This window comes from Streptococcus sp. SV2 (assembly GCF_030440175.1).
In the GTDB taxonomy this organism is placed as follows: Bacteria; Bacillota; Bacilli; order Lactobacillales; family Streptococcaceae; genus Streptococcus; species Streptococcus raffinosi.
Window position 1 is genome coordinate 1 of record NZ_JAQFJQ010000016.1, and the last position, 22,461, is coordinate 22,461.

Below are 22,461 nucleotides of genomic sequence, written 5' to 3' on the forward strand. Positions count from 1 at the left end.
TCAGAGTTAAGTGACGATAGCCTAGGAGATACACCTGTTCCCATGCCGAACACAGCAGTTAAGCCCTAGAACGCCTGAAGTAGTTGGGGGTTGCCCCCTGTTAGATATGGTAGTCGCTTAGCATTTAGGGAGTTTAGCTTAGTTGGAATTGAGAGGCAATCGAGATTTCAATCGGCGGATAAGAGAAACGAAGTTTCTGACCGTTGGCTGAGTTAAACGACCAAGAGGGAGTTTAGCTCAGCTGGGAGAGCATCTGCCTTACAAGCAGAGGGTCAGCGGTTCGATCCCGTTAACTCCCATTTAGCGGGTGTAGTTTAGTGGTAAAACTACAGCCTTCCAAGCTGTTGTCGCGAGTTCGATTCTCGTCACCCGCTTTATTTGGAAACAAATAACCAAGCATTTAGCTTGGGCGCGTAGCTCAGATGGTTAGAGCGCACGCCTGATAAGCGTGAGGTCGGTGGTTCGATTCCACTCGTGCCCATTATATGGTCCGTTGGTCAAGGGGTTAAGACACCGCCTTTTCACGGCGGTAACACGGGTTCGAATCCCGTACGGACTATATTATTTGGAGGATTACCCAAGTCCGGCTGAAGGGAACGGTCTTGAAAACCGTCAGGCGTGTAAAAGCGTGCGTGGGTTCGAATCCCACATCCTCCTTAATTTTTATCGCGGGATGGAGCAGCTAGGTAGCTCGTCGGGCTCATAACCCGAAGGTCGTAGGTTCAAATCCTGCTCCCGCAATTTGGCTCGGTAGCTCAGTTGGTAGAGCAATGGATTGAAGCTCCATGTGTCGGCGGTTCGATTCCGTCTCGCGCCATTTATTTATATTTGGAAGGGTAGCGAAGAGGCTAAACGCGGCGGACTGTAAATCCGCTCCTTCGGGTTCGGGGGTTCGAATCCCTCCCCTTCCATAGTAACGGGCATAGTTTAAAGGTAGAACTAAGGTCTCCAAAACCTTCAGTGTGGGTTCAATTCCTACTGCCCGTGTTAATATAATGGCGAATGTGGTGAAGTGGTTAACACATCAGATTGTGGCTCTGACATTCGGGGGTTCGATTCCCCTCATTCGCCTATACTTTGGGGTATAGCCAAGCGGTAAGGCAAGGGACTTTGACTCCCTCATGCGTTGGTTCGAATCCAGCTACCCCAGTTATACTTTGCCGGCGTGGCGGAATTGGCAGACGCGCTGGACTCAAAATCCAGTGTCCGCAAGGACGTGCCGGTTCGACCCCGGCCGCCGGTATAAGTTACACTCCATGAGGAGTGTTTTTTTGTATATAGGAGTCATTTTTTATGTCTGATAAATTTCAGCTTCTTTTAAAACAAATTCGTTTTCCTAAGGATCATAAAACTTATAATGAAATTAAAGATGGTTCTATTCACTCTGTAAAATTATCAAAATCAAAACGTCGTTGGTTTTTTGTTTTTACTTTTCAAAATGTTTTGTCAAGTGAGGGCTTTAACCTTTTTAATTCGTTACTTCAGTCTACTTTTAATACCCTTGGTGCAGAAGTTTCTTATGAGTTTATTTTGGAGTCATCGTCTTGTGATAATGACTTACTATCTTTCTATTTTTCTTATGCTTTAGAGTCTTTAAAAGTTTCACATTTTTCCCTTTATTCTTTATTCTCCAATCTCAGTGTTGAATTTTTTAATAAAGAAATTCTCGTTAAAGCTCCATCTCATATTTTTAGAGAGAATGTTCAGGATAGATTTATTTTTTTAGTTTCTAATGTTCTTTCAAATGTTGGATTGTCTGATGTTAAAGTTTCCGTTATTGAAGATAAAGATGTATCTTCTTCTTTCGAAACGGCTTATGAAACAAATAAAGTTTCCTTGCAAGAGCAAGCTGAATCTCAAGCCAAACAAGTTCTTCAATCTATTGTTGAAAGTGAACCAGTATCAACTTCTCGACTTGAGCAGAGTCCAAGATATACCGAGAAACAAAGCCAACGTCAGGCAAGCTTTGATAAGGCTGAGATAACCCCGATGATTGATGTTAATTCTGAAGAAAACAGAATTGTCTTTGAGGGATATATCTTTGATGTTGAACAACGTGAAACGAAGACAGGACGTATTATCATTAATTTTAAAGTAACTGATTATACTTCAAGTTTTGCGATGCAACGTTGGGCGAAGGATAGTGAAGAGCTCGCTAAGTTCGATATGATTAAAAAGGGAAACTGGGTAAGGGTTCGAGGACGTATTGAGAATAATCCTTATACACATAGTTTGACGATGAATGTACAAGATATTAAGGAGATTTCTCATACACCTCGTAAGGATTTGATGCCTGAGGGACAAAAGCGTGTTGAATTCCATGCTCATACCAATATGTCAACTATGGATGCGATGCCTACCGTTGAGGAGCTTATTGATACAGCGGCCTCTTGGGGGCATCCAGCAGTTGCTATAACTGACCATGCCAATGTTCAGAGTTTTCCTCATGGTTACCATAGGGCTAAAAAAGCAGGGATTAAAGCTATTTTTGGTCTTGAAGCTAATCTTGTTGAGGATAAGGTTCCTATTGTTTATAATTCTGAGGAATTGGAATTAAAAGAAGCAACATATGTTGTTTTTGACGTTGAAACGACGGGCTTGTCTGCTGTTCATAATGATTTGATTCAGATTGCGGCATCAAAAATGCATAAAGGTAATATTATTGAGCAATTTGATGAATTTATTGATCCAGGTTACCCCTTGTCTGCGTTTACTACTGAATTGACTGGTATTACTGACAATCATGTTAAAGGTGCCAAACCTTTGTTACAAGTATTACAGGAGTTTCAAGTTTTTTGTCAGGGAACGGTGCTAGTAGCCCACAATGCGACCTTTGACGTTGGGTTTATGAATGCCAATTATGAAAGAAATCAATTACCAACAATTTCACAACCGGTTATTGATACTTTGGAATTTGCTAGAAATCTTTATCCTGAGTATAAGCGTCATGGTTTGGGACCTTTAACCAAACGTTTTGGTGTAGCTTTGGATCACCACCATATGGCCAATTATGATGCGGAAGCTACGGGTCGTTTGTTGTTTATTTTCATTAAAGATGTATTTGATAAGCATGGTTTGACTAATCTGGAACAGTTGAACACGGAGTTGGTTTCTGAGGATTCGTATAAAAAGTCTCGTGTCAAACATGCGACGCTCTATGTTCAGAATCAAACTGGTTTGAAGAATATCTTTAAATTGGTCAGCCTATCAAATGTATCATATTTTGAGGGAGTAGCCCGTATTCCTCGTACGGTTTTAGATGAGTATCGTGAAGGAATCATTGTAGGTTCTGCTTGCGCGGACGGTGAGGTTTTTGATACGCTCTTGTCTCATGGTATTGAAAAGGCAGTTGAAGTTGCTAAATATTATGACTTTATTGAAGTTATGCCACCGGCAATTTATGCGCCATTGATTGCAAAGGATTTAATTAAGGATGAGGCAACTGTAGAACAGCTGATTCGGGATTTGATAGAGGTTGCTAATCGTCTTGACAAGCCTGTACTTGCTACCGGAAATGTACATTATATCAATCCTGAGGATGCCATTTATCGTGAAATCATTGTTCGTGCTTTGGGACAAGGAGCCATGATTAATAGGCCGATTGGTAAGGGAGAAAATGCTAAACCGGCTCCTTTACCCGAAGCACATTTTAGAACAACCAACGAGATGCTAGATGACTTTGCCTTTTTGGGGAAAGAGTTGGCCTATGAGGTTGTAGTAACGAATACGCAGGCTATGGCTGACCAAATTGAAGAGGTCGAGGTTGTCAAAAAAGACTTGTACACGCCTTTTATTGATCGTGCGGAGGAGCAAGTTGCTGAGATGACTTATGCTAAAGCATTTGAGCTATACGGTAATCCTCTACCTGATATTATTGACCTACGGATTGAGAAAGAATTGTCTTCAATTCTTGGTAATGGCTTTGCCGTAATCTATCTGGCTTCACAGATGTTGGTTAACCGTTCAAATGAACGTGGTTACTTGGTTGGCTCTCGAGGGTCTGTTGGCTCTAGTTTTGTTGCGACAATGATAGGAATTACTGAGGTAAATCCTATGCCTCCTCATTATTTATGTCCTAAATGTCAACATTCTGAGTTCATCACAGATGGTTCTTATGGTTCTGGTTTTGATTTGCCTGATAAGAAGTGTTCAGAATGTGGATCCGAGTATAAGAAAGATGGTCAAGATATTCCTTTCGAAACCTTCCTAGGTTTTGATGGGGACAAGGTTCCTGATATTGATTTGAACTTCTCAGGAGATGATCAGCCGTCAGCCCACTTAGATGTTCGAGATATTTTTGGTGAGCAATATGCCTTTCGTGCTGGAACAGTAGGTACTGTTGCAGATAGGACGGCTTATGGTTTTGTCAAGGGTTATGAGCGTGATTACAATAAGTTTTACCGTGATGCCGAGGTCGATCGTTTGGCCATGGGAGCTGCTGGGGTTAAGCGAAGTACAGGTCAACACCCAGGTGGTATCGTTGTTATTCCAAATTATATGGATGTCTATGATTTTACCCCCGTCCAATATCCAGCCGATGATGTGACTGCTGCTTGGCAAACGACTCACTTTAACTTCCACGATATTGATGAGAACGTGTTGAAGCTTGATATTCTGGGACATGATGATCCGACGATGATTCGTAAGTTGCAGGATTTATCGGGAATTGATCCCAAAGATATTCGAGCAGATGATCCAGATGTAATGAAGCTTTTTTCAGGTACCGATATTTTAGGTGTAACACCTGAACAGATTGGGACACCAACGGGAATGTTGGGAATCCCTGAGTTTGGGACTAACTTTGTTCGTGGTATGGTCGATGAGACGCATCCGACGACCTTTGCGGAACTCTTACAGTTATCTGGTTTGTCTCATGGTACAGACGTTTGGTTGGGTAATGCACAAGATTTGATCAAGGAAGGTATTGCCACTCTGAAAACCGTTATCGGTTGTCGTGACGATATCATGGTATACCTAATGCATGCGGGATTAGATCCTAAGATGGCCTTCACCATCATGGAACGTGTGCGTAAGGGAATGTGGTTGAAGATTTCTGAAGAAGAGCGTAATGGCTATATTCAAGCCATGCGTGAAAATAATGTTCCAGACTGGTATATTGAATCTTGTGGAAAAATCAAGTACATGTTCCCGAAAGCCCATGCGGCAGCCTACGTTATGATGGCCCTGCGTGTCGCTTATTTCAAAGTACACCATCCTATTTATTACTATTGTGCCTACTTTTCTATCCGTGCCAAAGCTTTTGAACTTAAGACTATGTCGGCAGGGCTTGATGCTGTTAAAGCGAGAATGGAAGATATCAAAGAAAAGCGTCAACGAAATGAAGCGACTAATGTGGAAATTGATTTGTTTACGACCCTTGAAATTGTCAATGAAATGTTAGAACGTGGCTTTACCTTTGGTCAGTTAGATCTTTACAAAAGTCAGGCAACTGAATTTCTGATTGAGGGAGATACCTTGATTCCACCGTTTATTGCACTTGAAGGTTTGGGCGAGAACGTTGCCAAACAGGTAGTTGCTGCACGTGAGGAAGGAGAATTCCTTTCTAAAACAGAATTGCGTAAACGAGGAGGTCTTTCATCCACTTTGGTTGAAAAGCTAGATGAAATGGGAATCCTAGGCAATATGCCAGAAGATAATCAGTTAAGTCTTTTTGATGATTTCTTTTAGGAGCTAAAAGAAGTCGTGCATAAACTTGAGAGGATGGAGTTAGTCTCTGTTCTCTTTTTTATTTTTCTTGCCAACTGTAGTGGGTAAGGCAAGGTTAAAGCTGTGAGGAAACTTTTTTCTTGGTCTTATGGTATACTGTTAAAAAATTATAGTTTTAGGGAGTTGATTATGGTTTTACCACATTTTAAAGAAAATCTTGAAAAATATGCTAAATTATTGGTTGCCAATGGGATTAATGTACAACCTGGTCATACGGTGGCCTTGAGTATAGATGTAGAGCAAGCAGAGCTAGCTCATCTTTTAGTTAAAGAGGCCTATGCTCTAGGAGCAGCCGAGGTAATTGTTCAATGGTCGGATGATATCATTAATCGAGAACGATTTTTGCATGCTGGTATGGACCGAATTGAAGAGGTTCCTGCCTATAAAAAAGCTGAGATGGAATATTTGCTAGACAAGAAGGCAAGTCGCTTAGGGGTCCGTTCATCAGATCCAGGTGCCCTTAATGGTGTAGCTCCTGAACGTCTATCTGCTCATGCTAAGGCTACTGGGGTGGCCTTTAAACCTATGCAGGTGGCAACTCAGTCTAATAAAGTTAGTTGGACTGTAGCTGCTGCAGCTGGTAAAGAATGGGCTAAGAAGGTCTTTCCTGATGCTTCGAGTGATGAGGAAGCTGTAGATTTACTTTGGGACCAAATTTTCAAGACCTGTCGTGTTTATGAAGAGGCTCCTGTACGTGCCTGGAAGGAACATGCTGATCGTTTGGATGCTAAAGCACGCCTACTCAATGAGGTACAATTCTCAGCCTTGCATTACCAAGCACCTGGAACAGATTTGACTCTGGGATTACCCAAAAATCACGTTTGGGAATCTGCAAGGGCAATTAATGCACAGGGTGAAGGCTTCCTACCTAATATGCCAACCGAAGAAGTCTTTACGGCACCAGATTTTCGTCGTGCAGATGGGTATGTCTCAAGTACAAAGCCTCTAAGTTACAATGGCAATATTATTGAGGGAATCAAGGTAACCTTTAAAGGTGGTGAGATTGTAGACGTTACAGCAGACCAAGGTGATGAAGTGATGAAAAATCTTGTCTTCAACAATAATGGGGCGCGTGCTCTAGGTGAATGTGCCTTGGTACCAGATCCAAGTCCTATTTCGCAGTCTGGTATTACCTTCTTTAATACCCTTTTTGATGAAAATGCCTCCAACCACCTAGCTATTGGAGCAGCCTATGCTACCAGTGTTGAGGGAGGAGCAGACATGACAGAAGAGGAGCTTAAGGAAGCTGGTCTTAACCGTTCAGATGTACACGTAGATTTTATGATTGGTTCAAATCAAATGGATATTGATGGTATCCGTCAAGATGGTAGTCGTGTACCAATCTTCCGAAATGGCGATTGGGTAATTTAAGTAAGAAGGAGGAATTCTTATGATTGGAAGTATGATAGTTGGTTTTCTAATTGGTCTTATTGCCTCTGCTATTTCAAACCGAGGTGAGCGAATGGGCTGTATTGGTAAGACATTTTTAGGATGGCTTGGCGCTTTTGTTGGGCAACTTCTTTTTGGAAATTGGGGACCGATGCTAGCAGGCACCGCTATTGTTCCTTCAGTATTAGGTGCGGTAATTTTATTGGCTCTTTTTTGGAATCGTAATAGTTAGTAAATGAAAGAGTTCTGAGGTGTTGGTTAGATATCTAAGAACTCTTTTTCTTATTTCTTCTTTTTCATATACCACTTTTAGATAAACTGTGGTAGAGTAATAAATACAGCATCTATTTGGAAAGGACTATAAATGAGCGACTTAGATAAAAACATGGCTGTCAAGAGTATGGTTGTTATGCGTAAGGCTTTTCGTACCATTGATGCCAAGGTCTCTGAGACTTTTAAAGAATTTGGTTTAACACCAACCCAATTTGGAGTTATGGATGTGTTAAATGCCAAGGGACGTATGAAGATTGGTGAATTAATTGATTGCATGCTTGCCACTCCTGGTAATATGACTGTTGTCATAAAAAATATGGAGAAAAAGGGCTGGTTGAGTCGACAAGCTTGTCCAACGGATAAGCGAGCTTTCGAGGTTGATTTGACAGATGAGGGCCGTCGAATCATTCAAGCAGCAATTCCACCGCATCAACGAGCAATTGAGGAGACTTTTTCCGTTTTGACTTCTGAAGAACAAACACAGCTGGTGGAGCTCCTGAAAAAATTTAAGAATGTCTGAACACATTTATTTGTGTTTTAAATATTACAATCTTAGTTTGATTAAAGTTTGAGAGTGTATCTTTAAGATAGCTACTATTAGGTATGCTCATTAGTTTATGATTTATGGATTCCTGAAGCTTCTGGCTTCGGGGATTTTTTATGCGATTATAGCAAAAAAAGACACCCTTAGGTGTCCTCAAATTATGAAGGCGGTAGACGGATTTGAACCGACGATCAAGCTTTTGCAGAGCCGTGCCTTACCACTTGGCTATACCGCCATAACAAATACCATTCTATCGAAAAAAGAATGATTCGTCAAGTCTCTTTCATCAAATAGGCGATTGGACTATTAAAGCTACGTATATTCAAAAAAAGAGGCTGAAATTTAGTCAACCTCTTTATAGTAATTATAACTGTTGCAGACAGATTACTAACACGTAAGTTTTGATTATTGTCTAATCAAGTAATCAAATGCACCAATAGCTGCTGTAGCGCCAGATCCCATGGAAATAATGATTTGTTTGTAGGCGCTGTCAGTACAGTCACCTGCGGCAAAAATACCAGGGATGTTTGTTGAACCAAATTTATCAACGACAATTTCTTGGCGTTCATTGAGTTCAATGCCACTATCTTTGAGCCAAGCAGTACTTGGTACAAGACCAATTTGAACAAAGACACCTTCAAGATCAAGATGTTTTTCTTCATTTGTATCACGCTCAACATAATTCAAACCAGTCACATGATCTTGACCAACGATTTCTTTGGTTGCAACATTTTTAAGAATGGTTAGATTATCAGTTTTAGCAGCACGTTCTTGTAAAACTTGGTCTGCCTTTAGTTCAGGTAAGAACTCTAAGACCGTAACGTGTTTAGTAATACCCGCTAAATCCAAAGCGGCTTCCAAACCTGAGTTACCACCACCGATAACAGCAACATCTTTTCCTTCAAATAGAGGACCATCGCAGTGTGGACAGTAAGTAACCCCTTTGTTACGGAATTCATCTTCACCAGGAACATTGATATTACGCCATTTGGCTCCTAAGGCTAGAATAGCAGTTTTAGCCTGTAGAACAGCACCATTAGCTAGTGTGACTTCAATGAGTTCTTTCTTCTCAATACCAGTAGCTAATTGACTTTTGATGATATCAACATTGTAAGATTTCGTATGCTCTTCAACTTGGGCCATTAACTTAGGACCTTCTGTATATAGCGTACCAATCATGTTTTCAATACCGACTGTCTCAATAACTTGTCCACCAAAGGTTTCTGCTAAAAGACCAGTTTTTAGTCCTTTGCGGGCAGCATAAATCGCAGCACTGTTTCCAGCAGGGCCCCCACCAATGACCAAGACATCATAGACTCCTTTATCGGCAAAAGCATCAGCATCAAGTGGACCATCCAATTTTTCTACAAGCTGTTCAATGGTTGCACGACCAGATGTAAATTCTTCTTGGTCTTTGTAAACTGTAGGAACAGACATGATACCTTTGGCTTTGACTTCATCTTGATACATACCACCTTCAATCATAGTGTGGGTGATATTTGGGTTCAAAACAGCCATTATATTAAAGGCTTGAACGACGTCTGGACAATTATGGCATGTTAGTGAAACATAAGTTTCAAGATTGATAGTTTTGTCAATCTTTTTGATGCGTTCAATAATATCCTCATCAACTTTTGGTGGACGACCAGAAACTTGCAAAAGAGCTAAAATGAAAGACGTAAATTCGTGCCCCATCGGTAGGCCAGAGAAAATAACACGACTTTTTTGCCCTTTCTGTGCAATACCAAAACTAGGTTGACGTTTTAAATGTGTTGATTCAAGACTAATGCGGTCAGACATAGCGACAATCTCGTCTAGAAATTCTTTTACTTTTCGAGAATTATCGTCATCTCCCAAATCGGTTTGTAATACAATATCAGATTCTAGTAAATTTAAATATTGTGCTAATTGAGCCTTGATTTCTTTATCTAAGACCATGGATACGATACCCCCTGGTTGTTAAATTTTACCTACAAGATCCAAGCTAGGAGTCAATGTTTCAGCTCCTTCTTTCCATTTGGCTGGACAAACTTCACCTGGATGTTGGCGAATGTATTGAGCAGCACGAACTTTATCAATAAGAGTGCTTGCGTCGCGTCCGATACCATCAGCGTTAACTTCCATCATTTGGATAACGCCATCTGGATCAATGATGAATGTTCCACGTTGTGCAAGACCATCTTGACCAAGAACATCAAAACCTTGAGAGATGAGATGTGAAGGATCTCCAATCATAGGATAAGTGATAGTTCCAACAACATCTGAGTCATCATGCCAAGCTTTGTGAACAAAGTGAGTATCTGTAGAGACAGAGTAAACCTCTACATCAAGAGATTTAAGTGTTTCATATTGCTCTTGAAGGTCGCCGAGTTCAGTTGGGCAAACAAATGAAAAATCTGCAGGATAGAAGCAGAAAACAGCCCATTTTCCTTTAACATCTTCATCTGTAACAGTGATGAATTCTCCATTGTGATAAGCTTGTGCTGAGAATTCAATAATTTCTTTTCCGACTAATGACAAAATAATGTCCTCCTCTATTTTTGATAGCCTAATTATAAACGAAATATTTTCGAATCTCAAAGGAAACGATTACCTTTTATAAGGAGGGAGTGCTCTGCTAATGGATAGCTTGATTTTATAGCTTGTCAAATGTCACTTTTTTTGATAAACTACTATAGTTGCGTAAAGTAACAAATACTCATTCTAAGCCGATTGTGGTCTTGTTGCCGCAGGGTGGGACTGCAAGTCTAAAGCTTAGAAGAGGAAAAAAACAATTTTTAAGGAGAAATACTCATGGCAGTAATTTCAATGAAACAACTTCTTGAGGCTGGTGTTCACTTCGGTCACCAAACTCGTCGCTGGAATCCTAAGATGGCTAAATACATCTTTACAGAACGTAACGGAATCCACGTTATCGACTTGCAACAAACTGTAAAAATGGCTGATACAGCTTACGAATTTGTTCGTGAAGCAGCAGCTAACGATGCAGTAATCTTGTTCGTTGGTACTAAAAAACAAGCAGCTGAAGCAGTCGCTGAAGAAGCTACTCGTGCTGGTCAATACTACATCAACCACCGTTGGTTGGGTGGTACTCTTACAAACTGGGATACTATCCAAAAACGTATCGCTCGTTTGAAAGAAATCAAACAAATGGAAGCTGATGGAACTTTCGAAGTTCTTCCTAAGAAAGAAGTTGCACTTCTTAACAAACAACGTGCACGTCTTGAAAAATTCTTGGGTGGTATCGAAGATATGCCTCGTATTCCAGATGTAATCTACATCGTTGACCCACACAAAGAACAAATCGCTGTTAAAGAAGCTAAAAAACTTGGTATTCCAGTTGTAGCGATGGTTGATACAAACGCTGATCCAGATGAGATTGATGTAATCATCCCAGCTAACGATGACGCTATCCGTGCCGTTAAATTGATCACTTCTAAAATGGCTGATGCTATTATCGAAGGTAACCAAGGTGAAGATGCTTCTGCAGATTTCCAAGAAGCAGCTGCAGCTGATTCAATCGAAGAAATCGTTGAAGTTGTCGAAGGTGACAACAACTAATCTTTAAGGTTAGTTAGGGCTCGATGCCCACTAAAAATAAGACAAACACCTAAGGGGCGGGGCTCAGCCCTGCCCCTTAGTTTGATAAAATAAATTTGGAGAAAACACAAAATGGCAGAAATTACAGCTAAACTTGTTAAAGAATTGCGTGAAAAATCTGGTGCTGGTGTCATGGACGCTAAAAAAGCATTGGTTGAAGTTGATGGTGATATCGAAAAAGCGATTGAATTGCTTCGTGAAAAAGGTATGGCTAAAGCAGCTAAGAAAGCTGACCGTGTTGCCGCTGAAGGATTGACTGGTGTTTATGTTCACGGTAATGTTGCAGCAGTCGTTGAAGTTAACGCTGAAACTGACTTCGTTGCGAAAAATGCTCAATTCGTTGAATTGGTAAACGAAACAGCTAAAGTAATCGCTGAGGGTAAACCAGCAAACAACGAAGAAGCACTTGCTTTGACTATGCCTTCAGGTGAAACTCTTGAAGCTGCATATGTATCTGCAACAGCTACTATCGGTGAAAAAATTTCATTCCGTCGTTTTGCTTTGCTTGAAAAAACAGATGCACAACACTTCGGAGCTTACCAACACAACGGTGGACGTATCGGTGTTGTTACAGTTCTTGAAGGTGGAGATGAAGCTCTTGCTAAACAAATCTCAATGCATATCGCTGCAATGAAACCAACTGTTCTTTCATACACTGAATTGGATGAACAATTTGTTAAAGATGAATTGGCACAACTTAACCACACAATCGATCAAGATAATGAAAGCCGTGCAATGGTTAACAAACCAGCTCTTCCACACCTTAAATTTGGTTCTAAAGCTCAATTGACTGATGCTGTTCTTGCTCAAGCTGAAGAAGATATCAAAGCTGAGTTGGCTGCTGAAGGTAAACCAGAAAAAATCTGGGATAAAATCATCCCAGGTAAAATGGACCGCTTCTTGCTTGACAACACTAAAGTTGACCAAGCTTACACTCTTCTTGCTCAAGTTTACATCATGGACGACAGCAAAACGGTTGAAGCTTACCTTGAATCAGTAAATGCTTCAGTAGTAGAATTTGTTCGCTTTGAAGTTGGTGAAGGTATCGAAAAAGCATCTAACGACTTTGAATCAGAAGTTGCAGCTACAATGGCAGCAGCTCTTAACAACTAATTCTAGTTGCTAGATAAAAAGAAAAGAAGTTACGTAATCGTAGCTTCTTTTTTGTCGTAAATAGAAAACGTCTGAGTATTCCCTAGACGTAAAAAATATTAATGAGCGAAGGTATTGACACCAAGGAGAAGAGAAAGCGTCCCCATGATAATACCTGCAAGGATAACTCCAAGCATAACAGCTAAAACGCTGCGTTTAAAGTCCCAATCTAGGATGGATGCTGCCAGTGTACCTGTCCAAGCTCCTGTTCCTGGAAGTGGGATACCCACAAAGAGTAAGAGGGCCCAGAAGATACCTTTGTCTCCAGCGGCTTTTTCAAGCTTTTGCCCCCCACTGTGGCCTTTTTTAAGACACCAGGTAAAGAAGCCACCAATAAGAGGTTTGTCAGCACCCCACTCGAGAACACTGCGGGCGAAGAAGAAAATAATTGGAACTGGAAGCATATTCCCGATAACACAAAGAATGAGGGCTTGCCACCAAGGAATACCTGAGGCAATAGCGACAGGTACGGCTCCACGGAGCTCAACAAGGGGAATCATAGAGATTAAAAATGCAATGATGTATTTCATGAATAACCTTTCATAGGAAAATAAAATTAGTGAGAAGTCCCAGGTGAAGTGAGTATTTCTCGATAGTGGTAAGAGGAATATTACCATAGTATAAAGTGAAAGGCTCTTGTTCTGATGAGGATTAGCTCTTCGATTGTTCAAGTTGTTTCAGCAGAATACCTAGGTTGCCTTTTCATTTTGTCTTATTTATTGTATCTTATATGACCTCTAATGACAACTTTAAAAAGCTTTTTGAGACTATAGTTTCCCATGTGCTGACATTTTTGGTATAATAATAGTCAGTTATAGTCAAATTAGACTGGAGGAATTAAGATGGCAAGAAATACATCAGACAGTATAGAAGAATATATTAAAGAATTGCTGGGCCAGTCTGGGATTGCTGAGATTCAACGTTCGAATTTAGCAGATACTTTTCAAGTTGTACCGAGTCAGATTAACTATGTTATTAAGACACGTTTTACAGAGAGTCGTGGTTATATTGTTGAGAGTAAGCGTGGTGGTGGCGGTTATATTCGTATCGTCAAGGTCAGATTTTCTGATAAACATCACAGAATCAATGCTCTACTTCAAAACTTAGCAGATCAGCTCAGCGAACAGGTTTTTACGGATTTGATTCAGTTGCTATTTGATGAAAAAATTATCACAGAACGTGAGGGGAATTTGATTTTAGCAACTGCTAGTGATGATATTCTCGGTGAGGATGCTGCTACAATTCGTTCGCGTATCTTACGCTCGCTTTTACTTAGATTGGATAGAAAAGGAAATTAGATGACGACATATTCAAGAAAAATGCAAGCCATTTTCCATCGTGCTCAGCTTGAAGCAGAGCGCTTTGGTAGTCCTTTTCTGGAGACTTGGCATGTGCTTCTAGCTATGCTTGAAGTTCCAGGAACTGTAGCCTACCTAACATTTACTGATTTTGAAGACCGTATTCGTGCGGAAGAAATTGAGACGGCTGCTGTCTTGGCTTTGGAGAAGAGTCCAACAGAGTTGTCCAAATCAGATATTATTGATTTACGTGCACAGTCACATGCTTTAGAGGCTATGCTGCAAGAGGCAGAGGGAATTGCTAAGGTGACTGGTGCCGTTGAGGTGGGTTCTGAACATGTTTTGATGGCTTTTTTGCTCCATAAGGATTTGATGGTTTGCCGTCTCCTTGAAGTTGCTGGTTTTCAATATAAGGATGACAGTGACAAGCCTCGTATTATTGATTTGCGACGTTCTTTGGAGCGTTATGCAGGTCTTAGTAAGCAAGATTTGAAGGCGATTCATGACCAGCGTAAGCCTAAAAAAGCAAAAGCATCTGGAAATTTTGCTAATATGATGCAGCCTCCTCAATCTTCTACTGGGGAACTGTCAGATTATACAAAAGATCTGACTGCAGTAGCAGAATCGGGAGCCCTTGATCCAGTCATTGGGCGTGACGAAGAAATTTCACGCATGATTCAGGTCTTGAGTCGTAAAACGAAGAATAATCCTGTTCTTGTAGGTGAAGCAGGTGTTGGTAAGACGGCCCTTGCCCTTGGTTTGGCACAGCGTATTGCTTCGGGTGACGTACCTTTCGAATTAGCTGATATGCGTATCTTAGAACTTGATATGATGAGTGTGGTTGCAGGGACTCGTTTTCGTGGTGATTTCGAAGAGCGTATGAATCAAATCATTGATGAGATTGAAGCTGATGGAAAAATCATTCTCTTTATTGACGAATTGCATACGATTATTGGCTCTGGTTCTGGTATTGATAGTACCTTGGATGCGGCAAATATTTTGAAACCTGCTCTAGCACGTGGAACACTTCACATGGTTGGAGCAACCACACAAGCTGAGTACCAAAAGCATATTGAGAAAGATGCAGCTCTTTCCCGTCGTTTTGCTAAGATTACGATTGAGGAGCCAAGCGTATCTGAAGCTATTGATATTTTGAAGGGCTTGCGTTCGTCATATGAAGTCTACCATCGTGTGACTATCACTGATGAAGCCGTCGAGACAGCTGTCAAGGCAGCACACCGTTATTTGACGAGTAAAAACTTACCTGATTCGGCTATTGACCTTCTAGATGAAGCGAGTGCAACTGTTCAAGGTCGTATCAAAAAAGAAGCCAAACGTGAGATAACGCCTTTGGATGAAGCACTTTTAGCTGGTGATATGAAAGCTGCTATTAAACAATATAAGGCTAGTCAAAAGGCAAAATTACCAAAACCAGCTTTGGTGGATACGGACCAGATTATGCAAACCCTTAGTCGCCTATCAGGTATTCCTGTTGAGAAGATGACTCAGGCAGATAGCAAACGTTACCTGAATCTTGAAGCTGAGCTTCACAAACGTGTTATTGGTCAAGACGAAGCAGTTTCAGCGATTAGTCGTGCTATTCGTCGTAACCAGTCAGGTATTCGTACTGGAAAACGTCCGATTGGTTCCTTCATGTTCCTTGGACCTACTGGTGTTGGTAAGACGGAATTGGCTAAGACTTTGGCAGAAGTCCTCTTTGATGATGAGTCAGCTTTGCTTCGCTTTGACATGTCAGAATACATGGAAAAATTTGCGGCTAGTCGTCTTAATGGTGCCCCTCCCGGGTATGTTGGATATGATGAGGGGGGTGAATTAACAGAGAAAGTTCGCAATAAGCCTTACTCAGTCCTACTCTTTGACGAGGTCGAAAAAGCTCACCCTGATATTTTCAATATTCTCTTACAGGTTTTGGATGATGGTGTTCTGACAGATAGCCGTGGACGTAAAGTTGATTTTTCAAATACCATTATCATCATGACTTCAAACTTGGGAGCGACGGCTCTTCGTGATGACAAAACTGTTGGTTTTGGTGCTCGAGACATTTCTCATAACCATCAAGCCATGCAGGCACGTATCATGGAAGAACTTAAGAAGGCCTACCGTCCAGAATTTCTCAACCGTATCGATGAGAAGGTTGTCTTCCATAGTCTAGAGGAAGAACAGCTTCGTGAAATTGTCAAGATTATGGTAAAACCGTTGGTATCAGCTTTGGCTGAAAAAGGGATTGAATTGAAATTCCAACCAGCTGCCCTCAAGTATTTAGCTCAAGATGGCTATGATGTTGAGATGGGTGCTCGTCCGTTGCGTCGTGCGATTCAAACTCAAGTGGAGGATAAGTTGTCTGAGCTCTTACTAGGTGGCCAAGTAGTGAGTGGACAGACCCTTAAGATTGGCTGCTCTAAAGATAAATTGACCTTTACAGTAGTGTAAAGGCTAAACAACAAAGACAGATTGCGCTTGTAATCTGTCTTTTTGTGTCAATAGGAGTCAAGCGAGTGTAAAGGCTTCAGTAAAGCGGGTGTAAAAGAAAAAGCCGAGCCAAGCTCGACTGTAACGGTCAAAGTTTCTCGTTGACAAAGGTGACAAAGTGATTCCACCAGACCTTGAGGAAGAAGCTTTTCTTAACTTCTTTACCAGCAACAAGTTCCATGCTAGGCATGCCCTGATCCGGTAGGTAGCCCTCTCCTACAAGGGTATTATCTTCAAAGGTAGCTGTTCCCACCTTGTCTCCTGATTTGACAGGGGCTTGAATCTGGTTGGTGGAGACTTTAATATGTTTAGTGTTGTCGTCATCTATTTTTTGGATGATATTAAAGTCAGACTTGGCTACAGCAGAGACCTGTTTAGACTTACCATCAAGGACATTTGCTTGACTCTTATCTATGTCTTGACCTTTCTTGGCAACGGTCTTACTTTCCCAATGATAGACCACATAGTTAAGCAGGTCATTGGTTGCGGTAAAACGGGCGTAGTCATCCGTATCGGTATGTTCAGCATTTATGATGACTGTGATAATACTCATACCACTTTCATTTGAATGGGCTACGAAGGCAGCTCCGGCCAAATCAGTGGTACCTGTTTTGAGGCCATCAACACCCTTGCGGTAACTAGGTTGCCCCTTAAGCATATAGTTAAAGGTTTTGAGTTTATTAACACCATCAAATTTGGCTTCTGTTTTTTTAGTGATGTCGAGAATTTCAGGATATTCTTTAATCACATGTTGTGCAATGATAGCAACGTCCTTGGCACTCATGGTGTTTTCTTCGTCAGATTTAGAACCTGGATAGATATTATCACCCAAATAGGAATTATTGAGACCAGAGGCGTTGACAATTTTAGCATCAGTGATTCCCCATTTTTTAAGTTGGGCTTTCATTTTGTCGACAAATTTACTTTCTGTTCCTCCGATTTCCTCAGCTAGGGCAATGGATGCACTATTGGCACTGGAAATAAGAGTTGCGTCAAGTAGTTGTTTGACGGTGTATTTTCTGGCATCTAATGGGATGTTGGAAACTCCAGCACTAACAGTCAATTCAAAGGGATAGTCGGAAATATTAACCTTTGTGTTCCATTTAAGCTCTCCCTTGTCTACCGCCTGATAAACCATATAGGCTGTTAGGAGTTTGGTGATAGAACCAATCCCTGTAGAAGTAGTGGCATCTTTTTCGTATAAAATCTTACCGGTAGTTGCTTCTACAGCGATAGCATGCTTGGCTGCGGCGTCAAATCCTTTTTTCTTCTCTGCTGCAAAAGCAGGAGCTACACTTCCCAGACAGAGTAAGAAGGTCATAATAAGCGTAATTAGTTTCTTCATGGCTTGTTCCTTCGTGTATTTTGGATATTCATTATACCACATTTTGATAGGAACTTAAGGTGTTGAGAAGAAGGTTTTACGATTTCATCATTAATTCATAAGGCAAAAAAACTCCCTTTTGATATCAAAAGGGAGTTCAGTGTCTACTTGTTTCCGGTAAAGAAATTAACAATATGATTCCACCAAACTTTTAAGAAGAAGCTTTTCTTAATGGACTGGTTGGCCGTTACAGCAACTTGAGGTGGATCAGAGATATATCCTGTTCCTACGAGGTCTTTATCATCATAGGTTGCTGTTCCAATGGTATCTCCTTTTTTGATAGGTGCTGTTACCGTTTTTGCTTTGATGTTAACAGTGTCATTTTGGCTATTTATCTTTTGGACAACAGTAAGGTCTGATTCAAGTTTAGCAGAGACGGTCTTACTGACTCCATCGGCTACCTTGATATCATTTTTCTTGACGATTTGTCCCTTAGTGTTGAGTTTATTTATCTTCCAGTGTTGGACGACATAATCTAAGAGGTCATTGGTAGCTGTGAAACGGGCGGCTTCATCCTCCCCACCATTGTCAGCGTTCATAACCACTGTAATCAAGCTCATGCCATTTTCATTAGAGTGAGCAACAAAGGATGCTCCTGCGAGTTCGGTTGTTCCGGTCTTAAGTCCATCAACCCCTTCACGGTAGTTGTCTTGACCTTCCAACATATAGTTATGAGTGGTTAATTTGTTGTCACCTTCAAAATCAACTGCGCCTTGCTTGGTGATGTCAAGTACTTGGGGATAGTCCTTGATGAGGTGGTCTGCGATAATCGCAACATCCAGAGCACTCATGGTATTTTCGTCATCTGGTTTAGAGCCAGGATAACGGTTATCTCCTAGATACTTATTATTGAGCCCTGAGGCATTGTACAGTTTTGCATCAGTAATTCCCCATTTCTTTAATTGGGCCTTCATAGTATCTACAAAAGCACTCTCTGTTCCTGAGATCTTTTCAGCTAGAGCAATTGCTGCGCTGTTAGCACTACTGATGAGGGTGGCATCTAAGAGTTGTTTGACAGTATATTTTCGAAAGTCTAGTGGGACGTTTGAAACTTCTGAATCAACTGTTAAGTTGAATGGATAATCTGAGATATCTACTTCAGTATCCCAAGTAATTTTACCTTGATCAATAGCTTTATAGACCATGTAGGCTGTTAGGATTTTCGTCATTGAAGCAACACCATCGGGAGTGGTAGCGTCCTTTTCATAGAGGACTTTCCCTGTAGTTGATTCGATAGCAATCGCATGTTTAGCAGCAACATTGAAGTCATCAGTCTGCTCTTGTGCTAGGGCAGGTGTTACTAAGCCTATTAGGATTAAGGCAACCATAATGATGTGTTGTAATTTTTTCATACTCATTCCTCTGTCTCTTATGAGTGTTTATTATATCACAAAACCACCTAAATATCTGGAACCGAGAAAAGCTTGGGAGACAACTTATGCCGAAGCTCTGCCATTTTCGACTATAATATGGTAAAATGGAAGTTATATCAAATGAATGACATAAAGTTGACCAGTTCGTTGTTGTAGGGCTGGTTATGGATAAAAAGAGGGATCAAACATGGCTAAACAAACTTTTGAGATGACCTTTGCAGGACGCCCGCTTGTTGTGGAAGTGGGGCAGGTAGCCAAGCAGGCTAACGGCGCTGTTGTCGTGCGTTATGGAGATACAACCGTATTATCAACAGCTGTCATGTCTAAAAAGATGGCAACGGCAGATTTCTTTCCTTTACAAGTTAACTATGAAGAGAAAATGTATGCGGCTGGAAAGTTCCCAGGTGGTTTTAACAAGCGTGAGGGACGCCCTTCAACTGATGCCACTTTGACTGCTCGTCTTATTGACCGTCCTATTCGTCCCATGTTTGCGGAGGGCTTTCGTAACGAAGTGCAAGTCATTAACACTGTTCTCTCTTATGATGAAAATGCTAGTGCGCCAATGGCAGCTATGTTTGGGAGTTCTTTAGCACTTTCTATTTCTGATATTCCTTTTAATGGTCCGATTGCTGGGGTTCAAGTAGCTTATGCAGCGGAAGATTTTATCATCAACCCAAGTGCAGCAGATAAAGAAGTTTCGCATTTAGACTTGACAGTGGCAGGGACCAAGGAAGCCATTAATATGGTGGAATCAGGAGCTCAAGAATTATCAGAGGATATTATGTTGCAGGCACTCTTGAAAGGGCATGAAGCTATTCAAGAGTTGGTTGATTTCCAAAATTACATTGTTGCGGCTGTTGGTAAGGAGAAGGCTGAGGTTGAACTGCTCCAAGTTGATGCTGATTTGAAGGCTGAAATTGAAACAGCTTATTATGATCAGTTAGCTAAGGCTGTTCAGGTGGAAGAAAAATTAGCGCGTGAAGCAGTAACCCAGGCTGTTAAAGAAGAGGTTCTCGCTTCTTATCAAGAACGCTTTGCAGAAGATGACGATAAAGATACTATCTTACGTGATGTGGCAGAAATTCTTGAACAGATGGAACATGCTGAAGTGCGTCGTCTCATTACCGAAGACAAGGTCCGTCCCGATGGTCGTCGTGTGGACGAAATTCGTCCTTTGGACGCAGAGATTGACTTTCTGCCAAAGGTTCATGGATCAGGTCTCTTTACACGTGGGCAAACCCAGGCTTTATCAGTCTTGACCTTGGCTCCTATGAGTGATACACAACTTGTTGATGGTTTGGACCCAGAATACAAGAAACGTTTCCTTCACCACTACAATTTTCCTCAGTATTCAGTAGGTGAAACAGGGCGTTACGGTGCGCCAGGCCGTCGTGAAATTGGTCATGGAGCTTTGGGTGAGCGTGCCCTTGCTCAAGTTCTCCCAAGCGTTGAAGAGTTTCCTTATGCTATCCGTTTGGTAGCCGAAGTCTTGGAGTCAAATGGTTCTTCTTCACAGGCTTCTATTTGTGCAGGCACTTTGGCTCTTATGGCAGGTGGGGTGCCGATTAAGGCGCCTGTTGCAGGGATTGCCATGGGTCTTATTTCAGATGGAACAAACTACACTGTCCTAACCGACATTCAAGGTTTGGAAGATCATTTTGGTGATATGGACTTTAAGGTAGCTGGTACACGTCAAGGAATTACAGCTCTTCAGATGGATATTAAGATTTCGGGGATTACACCTGCTATTCTTGAGGAAGCTTTAGCTCAAGCCAAGGTGGCTCGTTTTGAGATTCTTGATGTTATTGAGTCAACGATTGCTGAGCCACGTCCAGAATTGGCACCAACGGCTCCTAAGATTGACAGTATTCAGATTCCTGTTGACAAGATTAAGGTTGTCATCGGTAAGGGTGGTGAAACCATTGATAAGATTATCGCTGAGACAGGTGTCACAATTGATATTGATGAAGAAGGACTTGTTCAGATTTTCTCTAGTGATCAGGATGCTATTGACCGTGCCAAAACAATCATCTCCGACCTTGTGCGTGAAGCTAAGGTTGGTGAGGTTTACACAGTACCAGTTGTGCGTATTGAAAAGTTTGGTGCCTTTGTTCACCTATTCAATAAAACCGATGCTTTAGTCCACATTTCAGAATTATCTTGGAAACGTACAGAGCATGTCGAAGATGTGGTTAAGGTTGGGGATATGGTAACTGTTAAAATCATCAAAATCGATGAAAAAGGCCGTGTTGATGCTTCAATTAAGACCCTGCTTCCAAAACCTGAAAAAATTGAGGACGGAGAAAATGGAGGAGAGTCTCGTCATCGCCGTCGTTCTCATCATAAACCACGCCACCATAAGGAAAGTGGGGAAGCACCGAAAAAATTTGATCAATCAGAAACGAAAGAACAAACAGAAGAATGACAGAAAATCAAGAATTGCAAGTCTTTGATGAAACCTTGAGAGAATTTTTAACAGAACCAGACCATTTTTTGACTAGTCTGGCTTTGGTTAATCACCTGCAACGTACTCCAGTATTGGCGGCCCAAGACCTCTATGCGGTTGAAGTAGAAGGGAAGAAGGTTGTTCCTGTCTTTACAAGCGAGCAGGATTTGCAAGCCTTTAAAGATACTCAAGAGAGTGCTCGAGAACAAGCATGGGTAAAACGTTCAAGTTTAGATATTCTATCGCAGCTCGTTGAGGCAGGACTTTTTGGCCTTGCTTTCAATCTTAAATCCGATGGTGATTTTTCGAACACCACTCTTTTTGCAAGCAGTGAATTGATTCAATTTATCAACTACTTTACTCAGACTCTTAATAATCTTTTGAGTGAGGAAAATCAAAAGGCAACCCCTAAAGACAAGATTTATCTTGTTCCGGCCTTTGTTCATAAGCGTGAGACGGATGGACAAGAAGATCGTTTCTTTGCAACCATGTCTAATGCAGAGGGACAGAGCTATGTGCCTGTATTTACGAACTTGACGAGCTTTGCCAAATGGTACGGAAACGAGACTTTTGGACTTCCTTTCCGTAAGGCCAAGGGAACTATTCTACAGTGGCCGTTGTCAGAAATTTATAAGCCTTCAACAGGTGAAAATGAGTTGGATAAGGTTCAAGGTATTGTCATCAATCCTTTTGATGAGCAGCCTGAGTTAGTGGATTGGTCTTATTTTGAGGATGATAGTAAGTAGTCCTAGTATTATCAAATCTCTGAAAAGATAATAAGGCCA

Annotated in this window: 15 protein-coding genes, 13 tRNA genes and 1 rRNA gene; 23 read left to right on the forward strand and 6 right to left on the reverse strand. The window is 41.3% G+C overall.

From position 1 onward, the window contains the following. Window positions 1-6: 6 nt before the first annotated feature. The 17 genes from rrf to PCY14_RS08100 all read left to right on the forward strand — a co-directional run bounded on the left by rrf (window position 7) and on the right by PCY14_RS08100 (window position 7,909). A 5S ribosomal RNA gene (rrf, locus tag PCY14_RS08020) occupies window positions 7-122 on the forward strand. A 104-nt stretch (window positions 123-226) separates the two neighbouring features. Next, window positions 227-299 (forward strand) — tRNA-Val (locus PCY14_RS08025). 4 nt (window positions 300-303) lie between these two features. Further along, window positions 304-374 (forward strand) — tRNA-Gly (locus tag PCY14_RS08030). A 33-nt stretch (window positions 375-407) separates the two neighbouring features. Further along, a tRNA-Ile gene (locus PCY14_RS08035) sits at window positions 408-481 on the forward strand. A 6-nt stretch (window positions 482-487) separates the two neighbouring features. Next, window positions 488-559: transfer RNA gene (locus PCY14_RS08040), tRNA-Glu, on the forward strand. 8 nt (window positions 560-567) lie between these two features. Continuing rightward, window positions 568-657 (forward strand) — tRNA-Ser (locus tag PCY14_RS08045). A gap of 10 nt (window positions 658-667) precedes the next feature. Further along, window positions 668-741, forward strand: a tRNA-Met gene (locus tag PCY14_RS08050). Window positions 742-744: 3 nt separating this feature from the next. After that, a tRNA-Phe gene (locus PCY14_RS08055) sits at window positions 745-817 on the forward strand. Between the two features lie 13 nt (window positions 818-830). Continuing rightward, window positions 831-911, forward strand: a tRNA-Tyr gene (locus PCY14_RS08060). 5 nt (window positions 912-916) lie between these two features. Beyond that, window positions 917-987, forward strand: a tRNA-Trp gene (locus PCY14_RS08065). Between the two features lie 11 nt (window positions 988-998). Further along, window positions 999-1,071, forward strand: a tRNA-His gene (locus PCY14_RS08070). A 7-nt stretch (window positions 1,072-1,078) separates the two neighbouring features. After that, a tRNA-Gln gene (locus tag PCY14_RS08075) sits at window positions 1,079-1,150 on the forward strand. Between the two features lie 9 nt (window positions 1,151-1,159). After that, a tRNA-Leu gene (locus PCY14_RS08080) sits at window positions 1,160-1,243 on the forward strand. A 50-nt stretch (window positions 1,244-1,293) separates the two neighbouring features. Further along, window positions 1,294-5,688 (forward strand): PolC-type DNA polymerase III, encoded by a 4,395-nt coding sequence (locus PCY14_RS08085; RefSeq protein ID WP_008536216.1) that lies wholly within the window; start codon window positions 1,294-1,296, stop codon window positions 5,686-5,688. A 168-nt stretch (window positions 5,689-5,856) separates the two neighbouring features. Continuing rightward, the gene (locus PCY14_RS08090; protein ID WP_164376609.1) at window positions 5,857-7,098 is read left to right on the forward strand and encodes an aminopeptidase; all 1,242 of its coding nucleotides are present in this window, start codon (window positions 5,857-5,859) and stop codon (window positions 7,096-7,098) included. Window positions 7,099-7,117: 19 nt separating this feature from the next. Beyond that, window positions 7,118-7,348: a GlsB/YeaQ/YmgE family stress response membrane protein gene (locus PCY14_RS08095; RefSeq protein ID WP_008536220.1), complete on the forward strand. Its 231-nt coding sequence runs from the start codon at window positions 7,118-7,120 to the stop codon at window positions 7,346-7,348. Between the two features lie 132 nt (window positions 7,349-7,480). Next, window positions 7,481-7,909, forward strand: coding sequence for a MarR family winged helix-turn-helix transcriptional regulator (locus PCY14_RS08100; protein WP_164376608.1), 429 nt, complete (start codon window positions 7,481-7,483; stop codon window positions 7,907-7,909). A gap of 188 nt (window positions 7,910-8,097) precedes the next feature. Here PCY14_RS08100 and PCY14_RS08105 read toward each other — a convergent pair. The 3 genes from PCY14_RS08105 to ahpC all read right to left on the reverse strand — a co-directional run bounded on the left by PCY14_RS08105 (window position 8,098) and on the right by ahpC (window position 10,453). Beyond that, window positions 8,098-8,168: transfer RNA gene (locus PCY14_RS08105), tRNA-Cys, on the reverse strand. 170 nt (window positions 8,169-8,338) lie between these two features. Then, entirely contained in the window at window positions 8,339-9,871 is a 1,533-nt protein-coding gene (gene ahpF / locus PCY14_RS08110) for an alkyl hydroperoxide reductase subunit F (protein ID WP_021144822.1), read from the reverse strand. Between the two features lie 21 nt (window positions 9,872-9,892). Then, entirely contained in the window at window positions 9,893-10,453 is a 561-nt protein-coding gene (ahpC, locus tag PCY14_RS08115; RefSeq protein WP_021144823.1) for an alkyl hydroperoxide reductase subunit C, read from the reverse strand. Window positions 10,454-10,726: 273 nt separating this feature from the next. Here ahpC and rpsB point away from each other — a divergent pair, with 273 nt between their 5' ends. Together rpsB and tsf are read left to right on the forward strand one after the other, a co-directional pair. Further along, window positions 10,727-11,494 carry a 30S ribosomal protein S2 gene (gene rpsB / locus PCY14_RS08120; protein WP_002886342.1) on the forward strand — a complete coding sequence of 256 codons (768 nt, stop codon included), beginning with the start codon at window positions 10,727-10,729 and terminating at the stop codon, window positions 11,492-11,494. A 111-nt stretch (window positions 11,495-11,605) separates the two neighbouring features. Further along, complete coding sequence (tsf, locus tag PCY14_RS08125; RefSeq protein ID WP_008536226.1) at window positions 11,606-12,646, forward strand: translation elongation factor Ts; 1,041 nt, start codon at window positions 11,606-11,608, stop codon at window positions 12,644-12,646. A gap of 98 nt (window positions 12,647-12,744) precedes the next feature. Here the strand turns inward: tsf and PCY14_RS08130 are convergent, their stop codons facing one another. Further along, complete coding sequence (locus PCY14_RS08130; RefSeq protein ID WP_021144826.1) at window positions 12,745-13,215, reverse strand: small multi-drug export protein; 471 nt, start codon at window positions 13,213-13,215, stop codon at window positions 12,745-12,747. A gap of 312 nt (window positions 13,216-13,527) precedes the next feature. On the opposite strand from PCY14_RS08130, the gene PCY14_RS08135 reads away from it, so the two are divergent. Both PCY14_RS08135 and PCY14_RS08140 read left to right on the forward strand, forming a co-directional pair. Beyond that, a complete protein-coding gene (locus PCY14_RS08135) occupies window positions 13,528-13,983 on the forward strand; it encodes a CtsR family transcriptional regulator (RefSeq protein ID WP_008536227.1) in 456 nt (151 codons plus the stop codon). After that, window positions 13,984-16,434 carry an ATP-dependent Clp protease ATP-binding subunit gene (locus tag PCY14_RS08140; protein ID WP_293929957.1) on the forward strand — a complete coding sequence of 817 codons (2,451 nt, stop codon included), beginning with the start codon at window positions 13,984-13,986 and terminating at the stop codon, window positions 16,432-16,434. A gap of 127 nt (window positions 16,435-16,561) precedes the next feature. Here the strand turns inward: PCY14_RS08140 and pbp3 (PCY14_RS08145) are convergent, their stop codons facing one another. Both pbp3 (PCY14_RS08145) and pbp3 (PCY14_RS08150) read right to left on the reverse strand, forming a co-directional pair. Beyond that, window positions 16,562-17,818 carry a D-alanyl-D-alanine carboxypeptidase PBP3 gene (gene pbp3, locus PCY14_RS08145; RefSeq protein ID WP_301363393.1) on the reverse strand — a complete coding sequence of 419 codons (1,257 nt, stop codon included), beginning with the start codon at window positions 17,816-17,818 and terminating at the stop codon, window positions 16,562-16,564. Window positions 17,819-17,961: 143 nt separating this feature from the next. Beyond that, entirely contained in the window at window positions 17,962-19,209 is a 1,248-nt protein-coding gene (gene pbp3 / locus PCY14_RS08150; protein ID WP_021144831.1) for a D-alanyl-D-alanine carboxypeptidase PBP3, read from the reverse strand. Between the two features lie 208 nt (window positions 19,210-19,417). Here pbp3 (PCY14_RS08150) and pnp point away from each other — a divergent pair, with 208 nt between their 5' ends. Then, on the forward strand, window positions 19,418-21,655 hold the full coding sequence (pnp, locus tag PCY14_RS08155) for a polyribonucleotide nucleotidyltransferase (protein WP_021151334.1): 2,238 nt from the start codon (window positions 19,418-19,420) through the stop codon (window positions 21,653-21,655). After that, a complete protein-coding gene (locus tag PCY14_RS08160) occupies window positions 21,652-22,422 on the forward strand; it encodes an SseB family protein (RefSeq protein WP_021151335.1) in 771 nt (256 codons plus the stop codon). Before pnp ends, PCY14_RS08160 begins: the two co-directional genes overlap by 4 nt. Window positions 22,423-22,461: the final 39 nt, after the last annotated feature.